At 31.4% G+C, this 13454-nt stretch carries 13 protein-coding genes; 11 read left to right on the top strand and 2 right to left on the bottom strand.

The annotated features are described in order from the left end of the window. The first annotated feature begins 3 nt into the window (after positions 1-3). The 3 genes from Q6H37_RS19300 (at position 4) to Q6H37_RS19290 (ending at position 3927) form a co-directional block, all read left to right on the top strand. The gene (locus Q6H37_RS19300) at positions 4-1347 is read left to right on the top strand and encodes an FAD-dependent oxidoreductase (protein ID WP_318735403.1); all 1344 of its coding nucleotides are present in this window, start codon (positions 4-6) and stop codon (positions 1345-1347) included. Positions 1348-1492: 145 nt separating this feature from the next. Then, complete coding sequence (locus Q6H37_RS19295) at positions 1493-3085, top strand: MFS transporter (RefSeq protein ID WP_318735400.1); 1593 nt, start codon at positions 1493-1495, stop codon at positions 3083-3085. Between the two features lie 350 nt (positions 3086-3435). Next, positions 3436-3927: a MarR family transcriptional regulator gene (locus Q6H37_RS19290; protein ID WP_318735397.1), complete on the top strand. Its 492-nt coding sequence runs from the start codon at positions 3436-3438 to the stop codon at positions 3925-3927. Between the two features lie 128 nt (positions 3928-4055). Here the strand turns inward: Q6H37_RS19290 and Q6H37_RS19285 are convergent, their stop codons facing one another. Both Q6H37_RS19285 and Q6H37_RS19280 read right to left on the bottom strand, forming a co-directional pair. Next, complete coding sequence (locus Q6H37_RS19285; RefSeq protein WP_318735394.1) at positions 4056-4184, bottom strand: hypothetical protein; 129 nt, start codon at positions 4182-4184, stop codon at positions 4056-4058. A 370-nt stretch (positions 4185-4554) separates the two neighbouring features. Beyond that, entirely contained in the window at positions 4555-5151 is a 597-nt protein-coding gene (locus Q6H37_RS19280; RefSeq protein ID WP_318735392.1) for a manganese efflux pump MntP family protein, read from the bottom strand. 299 nt (positions 5152-5450) lie between these two features. On the opposite strand from Q6H37_RS19280, the gene Q6H37_RS19275 reads away from it, so the two are divergent. The 8 genes from Q6H37_RS19275 (at position 5451) to Q6H37_RS19240 (ending at position 13362) form a co-directional block, all read left to right on the top strand. Beyond that, entirely contained in the window at positions 5451-6623 is a 1173-nt protein-coding gene (locus tag Q6H37_RS19275; protein WP_318735390.1) for an NADP-dependent malic enzyme, read from the top strand. Between the two features lie 26 nt (positions 6624-6649). After that, complete coding sequence (locus Q6H37_RS19270) at positions 6650-7621, top strand: 2-keto-3-deoxygluconate permease (protein WP_318735388.1); 972 nt, start codon at positions 6650-6652, stop codon at positions 7619-7621. 218 nt (positions 7622-7839) lie between these two features. Then, positions 7840-9435 (top strand): sensor histidine kinase, encoded by a 1596-nt coding sequence (locus Q6H37_RS19265; RefSeq protein ID WP_318735386.1) that lies wholly within the window; start codon positions 7840-7842, stop codon positions 9433-9435. Positions 9436-9485: 50 nt separating this feature from the next. Further along, entirely contained in the window at positions 9486-10160 is a 675-nt protein-coding gene (locus Q6H37_RS19260) for a response regulator (RefSeq protein ID WP_318735384.1), read from the top strand. 298 nt (positions 10161-10458) lie between these two features. Then, the gene (locus Q6H37_RS19255; RefSeq protein WP_318735381.1) at positions 10459-10911 is read left to right on the top strand and encodes a DUF2975 domain-containing protein; all 453 of its coding nucleotides are present in this window, start codon (positions 10459-10461) and stop codon (positions 10909-10911) included. A 9-nt stretch (positions 10912-10920) separates the two neighbouring features. After that, on the top strand, positions 10921-11130 hold the full coding sequence (locus Q6H37_RS19250; RefSeq protein ID WP_318735379.1) for a helix-turn-helix transcriptional regulator: 210 nt from the start codon (positions 10921-10923) through the stop codon (positions 11128-11130). 72 nt (positions 11131-11202) lie between these two features. Then, on the top strand, positions 11203-12549 hold the full coding sequence (locus tag Q6H37_RS19245) for a radical SAM protein (RefSeq protein WP_318735376.1): 1347 nt from the start codon (positions 11203-11205) through the stop codon (positions 12547-12549). 174 nt (positions 12550-12723) lie between these two features. Then, the gene (locus tag Q6H37_RS19240) at positions 12724-13362 is read left to right on the top strand and encodes an MBL fold metallo-hydrolase (protein WP_318735374.1); all 639 of its coding nucleotides are present in this window, start codon (positions 12724-12726) and stop codon (positions 13360-13362) included. The last annotated feature ends 92 nt before the right edge of the window (positions 13363-13454 follow it).

Raw genomic sequence — 13454 nt, 5'->3', positions numbered from 1 at the left:
CGTATGAGTAAAATTATTGTAGAATCATCACGAGAAGTATCAGTATTTGATGAAACTGATGTTTTGGTTATTGGTTCTGGTCCTGCAGGACATTCAGCAGCGGTTGCAGCTGCACGTGCTGGTGCTAAGAAAGTAATTCTTGTAGAACGTTATGGACATTTAGGAGGCATGGCTACAGGAGGTTTTGTTATTTTAATTCCTCATTTATCATTTGGTGAGAAAAGAATGATCATGGGATTACAACAGGAATGGATTGATCGTATGAGTAAGCTTCCATATGGCATTTTAGGACCTAAGAAAGAAGAAACAGGAAGTAAAGATCCGATGCTTTTAAAAAAATGGGCTGGTTATTGGGGCTTTGTGCTTAATGGCAGTATTAATTATGGGGCATATTTAGATCCAAATCAACTGAAAATCGTGTTGGACCAGATGATTACAGAAGAAGGCAATAAGATTATTCCTTACTTAGAATGTTGGAGTGTTGGAGCTATAATGGATGGCGATACCATAAAAGGTGTAATTATTGAGAGTAAAGAAGGTTGTAAGGCGATTCTTGGAAAAGTTGTAATCGATTGTACAGGTGATGCTGATATATGTTCATTTGCAGGTGGTGATTTTGATGAAGATCGTAATCAATCACTTAGAAGTGCAAACACAGCATCTGTTTATCGCTTAGGTGGAGTAGATTTTAGAACATTTGCAGAGTGGAAGGCAGATAATTTTCAAGAGTGGTATAGTGTGCATATGGCTAATATGAGTAAAATTACAGGCTTTAAAATGTCCCCTCATGCTACACCCCGCAATGATCAGTGTTGGATAAATAACTGGCTTCCTAGATATTGTCTGGATATTAAAGACTTAACAGAAACACAAATGGGTGTACGCCGTACAATGCTTGAAGCAATAGATTATTTAAAGGAAAATGTTCCAGGTTTTAAAAATTCATATTTAATAGATATCGCACCTCAAACAGGTACCCGCGGCAGCAGGAGAATTCATGGATTGTACACACTTTCAAAAATGGATTTAGATAATACTTATGAACATGAAGACACTATAGCAGTAGTTCCACCATTCAACTTTAATGTTTGTCAGACGCCTACAGAAATACCTTATAGGGTTATGGTACCAGAAAAAATTGAAAATCTTTTAGTTGCAGGACGATCTTTTTCATCAACTCATGAAGCTAATGATTGGTCAAATTTGATTCCTCACTGTGCAAGTTTAGGACAAGCAGCTGGAGTAGCAGCAGCAGTATCATTAGAAGATAATACAAATGTACGTCAAGTGGATATTAAGAAGGTACAAAGAATATTAAAAAATCAAAATGTTTATATTCCAAGATAAAGATAATTTATATGAATTTTATAATAATAAAATTGACTCATTATTTTGATTAGGGTTTTGAATATCAATCCTTTTAGTGGGGGGATAAGATAACTATGGAATTTGTTTATCTTATAAAGAAAATACAATATGGGGGGATAATGTTATGCCAGGAGGTCTAAAAACTGATGAACTTGAAACAATGTCATCTAAGAGAAAGACTCTTTGCGCTATTGCCATTTTAATTTGCGGTTTTGCATACTGGTCTACTAGATATAAGGCAAATGCTCTGCTTCCGATGATTTCAGGAGAATTAAATGGTCTTACATATTATTCATGGGCACCTATGGTATTTAGTTTAACAGGTGCTATTGCAGCTCCATTCTGGGGGAAGATGGGGGATATATATGGTAAGAAAAAGATACTATTAATTGTATTAGGACTTATGGTAACTGGGGAAGTACTATGTTTTTCAGCTCCAAATATCTGGTTTTTTATAGCAGGTTATGCAGTTAATGGATTCGGGGCTGGAGCTATGCAGGGCACATATATGGCACTTTTAGGTCAGTTGTTTCCTCCAACTGAACGTGGAAAAATAGGTGGAAGTATACTTTCAGTAATGAGTGTAGTCCAATTGACTTTACCTACATTGGCAGCACTTATTTCAGAACACTGGACATGGAGATATGTATTTGTACTTACGGCAATAATTTTCCTTATAACATTTTTATTTGTAATGTTTACTGTTCCCAATGTTACTAATGAAAATGCTGATAACAGAATTGATATTTTAGGTGTTATAGCATTAACAATTGCTGTTTCTAATTTCTTATTAGCGTTGTCATGGGGAGGGTCCAGATTCGCATGGAATTCTCCAACAATTATCATAATGCTGATTGTGTCAATAATAGTTTTTGCTTTATTCTTGAAACATGAAGAAAGAATCCAAGAATATTCAATAATATCAACTAAATTACTGAAAAACAGAAATTTTTTAGCATGCTGTCTTATATCTGTAACTATGACATTTGGACTTACTTGTGTAGCCACTTATTTAAGTCTTTATGTACAGGGAGTTATGGGAAAGTCAGCAACTATTTATGCAACACTTGAAATTCCAGCAAGCTTTATAGGTATCTTTATGGGTGCTTTTGCAGGATTTATGATGGATAAGACCAAACATTATAAATGGATGCTTGTACTGGCCCCTTCATGTGCAGTTATGATTATGTTATTCTTTGGAATAATGCCTGCAACAATATCTTTAATTGCAATAATTGTTGCCAGAGCTATTTATAACATAGGAGGAGGTTCATGGATGCCTTCTATCAACACTTTAAGTGCTATGGCATATATTGAGCCTAAAGACTATGGTGTTGGTAATGGTACACTGTTCTTTTTTACTGCTTTAGGAAATGCACTTGCACCGGCACTACTAGGATCTATACTGAATAGTGTTTATGCTAAATTTATTGTAAGTAATATATCTAATCTTTCTTTAAATCCTAAACAAGTATCACTGGTATCTACGGCACGTGTATTGGTAAATAAAGGTTCACTAAAGCAATTGCAAGCAACTTTTGCTGATCCTTCTCAATATAACACAGTTGTACAAGCTGTAAGAAATACTTTACAGATTTCTTTACGTACAGTGTTTATAACTGCAGCTTGTTTCATATGTATAGGTGTTATTTCTGCACTACTTTTAAAGGAGATTCCTTTAGATCAAGTAGAATATAAAGGAAGACTCAGAAAATAATTTATATATATAAATTAAAAGAAGGTTTAATTATGACAGCAAAAGGTTAAAAAATATTGTGTTTCTTATATAAAGAAGCACAGCTGACACTTAACTTATACTATGAGAATTATTGGTAGTGCTTAGAAAATATAAATGTATTATAGAGGACAATTGTCCTCTGTCCTCTAGAAATATTTAACTTGTGTTAATTGTTACTAATAAATATTTTTTATAAGTTAAGTATTGGCCTTGTTTATCTATAATTAAATTGCACTCTTTTACATATGAATAATTAATTATATAATATAGTTATGCAGCATCAATCATGCTTTAAATATTTAGATAAACTAGGAGTGAAAAAAATAACAATGAATGATTCAAAAATAGAAGCAGAGCACTTATTCCGAAAAAAAGTATTGGATACCTTAGATAATCAATCATCCATCAACATTCAGATGAATTTTTGGTTTAATGAGATGATGACATATCATGGAGTTAGTTATTCTGAATATCGTATAATTAGACTTTTAAGAAAATATCAAAATGGAATTGAACCTTCAGTAATTGCTGATAAGCTAGCTATTTTAAGGCAGACTACAACTAATATGGTAGATGGCTTGCAAAAAAAATATCTGGTGGAAAGATCGCCTCATCCTGTGGATAGAAGGCGTATTTATATAAAGTTAACACCAGAAGGTGTAGAACTTTCCAATAAATTAGTAGAGGAAATGTCTAGTGTACAAAGTAGCGTATTATCACATTTTACCAGTGAAGATATGGAAAAATATTTAGATATAAGAACAAAAATTATAAAATACACAGAAGATGAAATAAAAAAAAGATATACAGAGGAAAGTTAAAATTTTTTTCTCATTAATAAAATCTTGTGTTGAAAGCAAATATGGATTCAAATTTCATATTTTATTAATAAACTACTGTAAATTCAGTAGTTTTGTTTTTTAGATAAATAAAATAGAGCTAGTTCAGCTTAATCTAGCCCTATAAACTTTACACTATCAATCCTTCTTATTGGTTTTTTTATTATGTTTAGTTTTAGTGTTATTTTCTTTCTTTTCTTTTTCTTGTTGGCTTGTGCAAGAGCAGCAATGTTTTTCACTCATCATTTATCCCTCCTTGTATAAAAATTTACTCATAGTATTACTTTACTATTTTGTTCAATGTACAAATATTTTATAACTCAACTTTCGCAGTTCAAAAATAATGTGGTACAAGCGAATGTAAGAGAAGTAACTTTCAACTGTATTCCAGCTGATATATGCTGTGAAACAAAACTCACTTCATTAAGAAGTTCTAATGCTTGAGATATTGAAAAATTCCTACCTCGTTATAAGTTATTGTTATACAGATACTTTTTGCTTACTAAAAGTATCTGTAACAATGCAATTAGATGCGTACATTTGAAGTTAAAATCCAAACTTCTACTGCAACTTACGTCGCAACATGCTTTTTTTAGTTTTATTTATATCTCAACAAATTATTTGATATAAACCAATTATTAGTAACACAATACCTGGTATTATAGATAGCCTACCATTAACTTTTTTTGAAAATCCCCTGAAAGCTAAATAGTTGCCACTTAAAATAGCAATCAATTCTGAAACTTCAAGCAAAATTACCGTTAAAACAATAGGGAAGCCAGCTACAGATAAACCTAATGCTTGTGCAAAATCATCAATTCCTAATCCAAGACCTACAATATAAGTTTCCAATATGCTAACTGATTTTGTATTGATATCGTCAATAGGATGCTCTTTTACAAATTCAATAGGGTCATTTTTTTGTTTCCATCCATTATAAAGCATTTTGCATCCAACGCCAAATAGGATAATTGCACTTGCCCAGTCAGTTATATAATCTGGCATAGATTTAACTATAAACTTTCCTAGTAGCATTACACCCCAAGTAGATGTTGCAGAGCCTAATATAATGATAATCAATTTTTTCAGTGGTATATTAATCTTAAAAAGTCCATATGCAACGCCAACTGAAAAATCATCAGCACTCATTGTTAAAGACAATATGAAAATTGTAAAAAATGTTAATAAAAAGCTAGTAATACTCACAAGATATCACCTCTCTTTTATCTTTAAGTTTTTTGTCTTCACTTATAGCTTGTATATACTATGAGCATAGGAATTAGAGTGTGATAGTATTAACAAAATTTTAATTTATGTTTATTTTTTCTCTTTAATAAAGTCAAGTCTATAAATTACAAAGGTTAAAAATTAAACAAAGTATTTTTAATGACCAAAATATATTTTAAAAGTTCAAAATATTTTAATAAGTAAATATTGATGATATTATCTATTCATAGCAAACGGTTACAAAAAATTGATATAAAAAATGAAGGGAAGATTTAAAAATGAATTATTTTGAAGAAAGTTTAAAATTACATGAAAAAAATACAGGAAAAATTGAAGTAGTATCAAAGATTAAGGTTGAGACAAGAGATGATTTAAGTTTAGCATATACTCCTGGAGTTGCAGAGCCATGTAGAAAGATTCATGAGAATGAAGAAAACGTGTACAAGTATACTTCAAAAGGAAATCTAGTTGCAGTAGTTACAGATGGAACAGCAGTATTGGGACTTGGAGACATAGGTCCTAAAGCTGGACTACCAGTTATGGAAGGTAAGGCAATTTTATTTAAAGAATTTGCAAATGTTGATGCATTTCCAATATGCGTAGATACAAAGAATATTGACGATATAGTGAAAACTGTAAAACTTATAGCTCCAGTGTTTGGTGGAATTAATATAGAAGATATAGGAGCTCCAAGATGCTTTGAAATTGAAGAAAGATTAAAGAAAGAGCTTGATATACCTGTATTTCACGATGATCAGCATGGAACTGCAATAGTTGTTCTTGCAGGTGTAATAAATGCTTTAAAAGTAGTTAACAAGAAAATAGAGGATATAAAAGTTGTTATAAATGGTGCAGGAGCTGCAGGAACTGCTATAGCCAAATTATTACTTTCTTCAGGAGTAAAGAATCTAATTGCATGTGATAAGGTTGGTATTCTTTACAGGGGAATAGAAAATGTAGATGATGCTAAGAAGGAACTTGCAAAGATAAGTAATCCAGAGAATATTCAAGGAACTTTAACAGATGCATTAGTAGGTGCAGATGTATTCATAGGAGTTTCAGCACCAGGAATAATAAGTCAGGACATGGTAAGATCAATGAACAAGGATTCAATCTTCTTTGCTATGGCAAACCCAACTCCAGAAATAATGCCTGATGAAGCAAAGGCAGCAGGAGCAAGGGTAGTAGGTACTGGACGTTCAGATTTTCCAAATCAGGTTAACAATGTATTAGCTTTCCCAGGAATATTTAGAGGAGCTTTAGATTGTAGAGCAAAAGAAATTAATGAAGAAATGAAAATAGCAGCAGCTTATGCTATAGCAAACAGTATTAACGAAGAAGATCTAAATGAAAACAATGTAATACCAAGTGCACTAGACAAAAAAGTAGCTGCAAATGTAGCAGAAGAAATTATGAAGGCAGCTAGAAAAACTGGCGCAGCAAGATTATAAAAGAAAAAATAAATGGAGGGATAAAAATGCAAATTCCAATTAAGAAAACACTTGATAAAATACCAGGAGGTATGATGGTCGTTCCACTTTTTCTAGGAGTATTAGTTAACACATTTTGTCCACAATTTTTAAAAATTGGAGGATTTACAACAGCATTGTTTAGCGCAAGTGCATCATCAACAATTTTAGCTTGTTTCATGTTTTTGATTGGTTCACAGATTAACTTCAAATTAGCGCCAAAGGCAATAAAAAAAGGTGCAATATTAATAACAGGAAAATTTATAGTAGGTGCTGGTATTGGTATATTTGTGGGAAAAGTTTTTGGACCTGCAGGAGTACTAGGTTTATCACCATTAGCTATTCTTTCAGCACTCACAAATTGTAATGGTGGCTTATATGCATCACTTGCATCACAGTATGGTGATGAAACTGATGTAGGTGCTTATGCTTTGTTATCTCTGAAGGATGGTCCATTCTTTACACTTGTTGCATTAGGTGCATCAGGACTTGCACAAGTTCCTTTTAAAGCACTTGTAGCAGTAATGATTCCAATAGTAATAGGAATGATTTTAGGAAATCTTGATTCTGATATGAGAAAATTTCTTGGAAGCAGTAAAATGTTATTAATACCATTCTTCTCCTTCCCATTAGGTGCAGGAATGAATCTTGCAACTATTGCAAAAGCAGGAGGCCCTGGTATATTATTAGGAGTAATAGCTGCCTTCACTGGAATAGGAGCATTTATACTTCTTAAATTATTCAAAGAAGAGCCTATAATTGGACTTGCTACAGGTTCAACAGCAGGTAATGCTGTAGCTACTCCAGCAGCAGTTGCGGCAGCAGATCCAACACTGGTTGCTGTAGCAACAGTAGCCACTGCACAGGTTGCAGCAGCATGTGTAGTATCAGCCATAGTTTGTCCGTTTATTGTTACTTATACATTTAAACTGCTTAATAAGAATAAAATGAAAAAGTTAAATAATGAAGCTATTGCATGATGAAAAATGCCATTAAAATAAAAAGAATTATTAGGTAGCTATTAAATTAAACATGGAAAAGTAGGAGACAATAGTGAAAGAAGTATTATATAATAGGATTGAAATATCTGTTCCTATGTTGATTCTTTCATCTACATTTATGGTCTCCTACGCTTCTGTGTTTTTTACGATTTTATAGAAGACGGTTACTTTTACATAAGAAAGATAGGGTGATGAATATGAAAAAAGCAATGAAGTTGCAAACAAAGATTACTTTATTAGTTATTACAGTTGTATTTGTTTCCATATCTATAATCATCTCTTTTATTGTACCATGGATGACAGGAAACATTGAAAGCAAGGCTAGAACCAATATTATGAATGTAGCTGAAATGGTAGCACATTCAAAAGAGATAGTAGATGCACTAGAAGTTAAAGATCCGGAACGAAAGATTGGACCTTATGTTAATATACAGCGTAAGAATTTAGAGCAGATTGAGTATATAATTGTAGTGGATAATAATGATATCAGATATTCTCATCCCAATCCTGAAATGATAGGAAAAAAGTTTGTAGGAGGGGATGAAAAGAGAGTAGTTCAAAAGGGAGAAACATATATTTCTGAAGCTACAGGAACACTTGGAAAGTCACTTAGAGCTTTTGCTCCAATATATGATTCAGAAAATAATAAAGAAATAGGTTTTGTTTCTGTAGGTACACTTACCCACAGTATTGAAACAGCTAAGCATAAAGCTATTTTATACATAATTTTAATTGGATTAGGCGGACTTATGGCAGGTATAATAGGAGCGTTTTTATTGGCAACTAATATAAAGAATACTTTGCTTGGACTTGAGCCTGAAGAAATAACAAGACTTTATAATGAAAAGATGGGAATTCTCGATGCTATTTATGAAGGATTAGTAGCTGTTGATGCTAAAGGTAAAGTTACCCTTATAAATGATTCAGCTTTAAATATATTGCATCTTAAAAATAAAATTAATAAGGATCATGTTATAGGACAAAATGTGGAGGATGTTATTCCAAATACCCGCATGATGAATGTACTAGAAAAAGGAAAATGTGAATTTGAAGAAGAGCAGAGGTTAAATGATACTATTATAATGACTAATAGGATTCCTATAATGAACAGAGGGAAGATTGTAGGAGCTATTGCCAGTTTTAGAGATAAAACAGAAGTGACTAGAATGGCAGAAGAACTTACAGGAGTTAAAAAAATGGCTTGGTCCTTAAGAGCTCAAAATCATGAATTTATGAATAAACTCCATACCATAGCAGGACTTATACAATTAGAAGAATATAATGAAGCTTTAGAGTTTATATCAGATATAGCAAAAGTAAGAAGTAATATAAATAATATTTTAACGGAGAACATAAAAGATGCTTCATTATCAGCCTTATTGTTGTCTAAGTATAATAAAGCTGAGGAATGTAGGGTTAAACTTCAAATAGATGAAAATTCAAAGCTTACAAAGCTGCCTGAAGGTATGGCTCCTGATGAAATTATATCAGTTATAGGAAACTTAATAGAAAATTCCCTAGATGAAGTTAAAAATGATGGAACTGGAGTTATATATATTAAAATAGTTGAAAATGGACATCTGCTGAGTATAAAAATAAAAGACAATGGCGGTGGAATTCCAATAGAGTATAGAGAAAAAATATATGAACAAGGTTTTTCAACAAAAGAAGGGCAGCGTGGACATGGTATGTATATTGTAAAGAAAATAATTGATGAATATAATGGTACAATAAATTTTGATATAGATGAAGGAGTCAGCTGGGATATAATTATACCAATGGCAAGAACGTAAAAGGTAGAGAGGTTAATTTATCAGTGTTCTGAGTGTAAGGAGGAAAAAGCATGATTTCAGTAATGATTGTTGAAGATGATCCTATGGTTAAGGAGATAAATTCTAAGTTTTTGAAAAGAGTGGAAGGATTTGACTTGTATAAAGCAGTTTCCAATCTTGATGATGCAAAAAAGTTTATATCTATTAAAAAGCCAGATTTGATATTACTAGATGTGTATCTTCCTAAAGAAAATGGAATGGATTTTTTAAAGTGGATAAGAGGAAAAGAGATAGACATAGATATTATTTTAATTACAGCGGATAAATCTATTGAAAGAATACAGGAAGCTTTTAGATGTGGAGTTGTGGATTATCTCATAAAGCCTTTTAGTTTTGAAAGATTTAAAGAATCACTTATTCAATTTAAAGGCAGATATCAAAAGTTTAAAAAAAGCGATGTAATTGAGCAAAAGGAGTTAGATAAGCTGATAGCTAGTTCTAATGTTTCTCAAAATGAAGATGATTTTGCTAAAGGACTTAATAAGTATACTTATAGAACTATATGGGATGAAATAGAAAAAAGGAATTATGAGGATTTTACAGCAGAGGAATTGGCAGAAAAGTTAGGAATAGCAAGAGTAACTGTTAGAAGATATCTTGAATATATGGAAAAGGAAAATAAAATAGACAAGTTAGTGGAATACGGTAAAGTTGGAAGACCCCAGCATAAATATCACAAAATTTAATGGCGGGATTATGATGCTTATTTTTTGTTATACATAAATCTAAATTTATAAAGAGCATTTCTTCATAAATTGTGACATGTTCTTCTTGTAGTAAATAATTTTCATTATTTAAAGTATCTATACGAGGGAATAAGTCATAAATTGGAAGTGCTCTTGATTTATTTGTAAAATAATTGATGTATAGTTTAGTTATCTCAAATACAACAATAAATACATAGCGAAAATCAATAAGCTTTTATTGAAAAACAATAAAAAACATGTTATCTTATACACAAGAATTAAAAGTGAGGTGCTTTTTATGAAACTAGGATCAACAATTTTACTAAAGATAGCTGTTATTTTTATTGGAAGTCCAGTCCTTGCTTTGTGCATATTTTGGTTGCCTGGATTTGTAAATTATTTGCCTTCTCCCATTTTAGTAAGTGTGTATGTCACAGCAATATTGTTTTTCTTTGCTCTGTATCAGGCTTTAAAACTTTTAAGCTATATTGACAAGAACAAGGCTTTCTCAAAGTTATCTGTAAATGCTTTAAAGTATATAAAATATTGTGCAATTACAATTAGTATTTTATATGCAGGACTAATACCACTCTTATTTCCAATAGCAGATGCAGATGATGCACCAGGTCTTGTAGCATTTCCAATTATCTTTACTTTTGCATCCATTGTGATTGCAGTTTTTGCTGCTGTTCTTCAAAAGCTGTTAAAAGAAGCCATAAATATAAAATCAGAAAATGACTTAACAGTCTGAGGTGATATAATGGCTATTATAATTAATGTAGATGTGATGTTAGCTAAAAGAAAAATGAGTGTAACGGAACTTTCAGAGAAAGTTGGAATAACTATGGCAAATCTCTCTATACTAAAGAATGGAAAGGCAAAAGCTATTCGATTTTCAACTTTAGAGGCAATATGTAAAGCTTTGGGATGCCAACCAGGTGATATTTTAGAATACAGAAATAATTTATAGGTGAGAAGTTGAATACTGGAAGTAGATTAGTTAAGTATTGAGTAAAGTTCATTTGAGGAGATAGTATTTATTATGAAGATTAAATTAATCCAACCGAAAATGTTTCCAAGACCTATGGATACAAAGTTAAAAACAAGGATGGCCCCTTCATTAGCATTACTCACAATAGCAAATCTTACGCCGAAAGAGCATGAAGTTATTATTGAGAATGAAAATGTTGAAAAGATAGATTTTGATGAACCTGTAGATTTGGTAGCAATAACTGTTACTGTAGATGTTATGAATAGGGCGGTGGAAATATCAAAGGAGTTTCAAAATCGCAATGTTACAGTAATTGCAGGTGGCATACATATTACAGCAGATCCAGAGAGTGCTGTTAATAGTTTTGATGCGATATCTGTAGGAATGGCTGAGAGAGTTTGGGTAAAAATCCTTGAAGATAAAGAAAATAATTCACTTAAAAAGATATATTATGATATGGAAAACATTGCTGGGGAAGAAATAGTATCACCTGACTATTCCAGTATTGATAATAAAAAGTATTTATATACTAATATAATTAGTACAAGCAGGGGATGTCCTTTTGAATGTGATTTTTGCTACAATAGTTGCAAAAGTGTACTTAAAACTTATATTAATAGACCCATAGATAATGTAATTAAAGATATAAATGCATTAAAAACAAGCCATATAATGTTTATTGATGATAATTTTATTGGAAATCCTAAATGGACAAAAAAATTATTGAAGGAAATAAAACCGCTTAAGCTAAAGTGGAATGCAGCAGTTACTTCCAATATAGTAGACATGCCTGAATTATTAGATGAAATGAAGGCAGCTGGTTGTCAAAGTCTGTTTATAGGTTTTGAAAGCATAAATAGTAAGTCAATAGATAGTGTTCACAAGGTACAAAATAGTGTAAAGAGATATGAGAAGCTCATAGAGGAAATACATGAAAGGGGAATAATGATAAATGCAAGTTTTGTTTTCGGATTAGATGAAGATGATGTTTCTGTATTTAAGGATACATTAGAATGGATAGTTAAAAATAAGATAGAAACGGTCACTTCACATATACTTACCCCATATCCTGGTACAAAGTTGTATTCATCATTAATAGAGGAAAATAGAATTGTAGATTTTAATTTGTCAAATTACAATACTGCACATGTAGTATATAAACCCAATAATATGACAGCAGAAGAATTATACAAGGGCTATTTATGGATATATAAAGAGGTATATACATTTAAAAACATAGTGAAAAGATTACCAAAATCTAAAAAGCAGTGGATTCCATTTCTAGCATTTAATTTATTTTATAGGAAGTTTGGTAAGCTGACAGAATTATTGTGTAATATAGTTTCTTTTAAAAATATAGGGAGGTTTTTCAGATGGGTGGCTTATTGCATAAAGTAGATAGTGAAAGGAAAATAAGCTATGTACTTACCATTTTTATAAGGTGTGACATTATTTTTACCACAGAATTCAGCCATATCTAAATTTATTTTATTAAATAATATAATCATGGCATGATGATGTAAACATTTGTTGGATATAATAAATTTGAAAAAGAGAAAGGAGAAATGAAAAATGACAGAAATAAGTAAGGATTTATATCAATTTTCTATGCATATTATTCCTATAAATTTTACACTTCATCAATATTTACTTTTATCAGAAGAACCAGTACTAATATCTACAGGTACTGTACAACAGACAAAACAAATATTGCCAGAAATTAAGAAATTATTGAATGGAAAAGAACTTAAATATATTTTTTTCTCACATTTAGAATCTGATGAATGTGGTGGATTATCAGTATTAAAAAAAGAATATCCAGATGTAATTACAGTATGTTCAGAACTTAGTGCTCGTGAATTATCAGGCTTTGGTTATACAGGGGAAGTTCAGACTAAAAGACAAGGAGACATATTAACTGGTCATGGTTTTTCATTTAAATTTATTGACTATCCATCAGAGATACACCTTCAAAATGGTATTGTTTTTTATGAAGAAACTAGAAAAATATTTTTTAGCAGTGATTTGATGTTGAGATTTGGTGATGCTATTGGTGAAACAATTGACAATAGTTGGAAAGAGGAAGTAGAGGCAATAGATATAGAACGAATTCCAAATGAAAATAAATTAGCAAACTTAAAGGATAACTTACAAGAATTAGAACCTCAATTTATAGCTGTGGGACATGGATTTTGTGTAAATTGTAAATAATGGCAAAAATAATGCAGAAGGGGAGTTTAAATCATAGAAAGCAACAATTGAATTCAAATTTGTTGCTTTGATTAATTGGTATAATAAGGCCA

This window comes from Clostridium sp. JS66 (assembly GCF_033561535.1).
GTDB classification, from domain to species: domain Bacteria; phylum Bacillota; class Clostridia; order Clostridiales; family Clostridiaceae; genus Clostridium_AM; species Clostridium_AM carboxidivorans.
This window is presented reverse-complemented; position numbering and strand designations above follow the sequence as displayed.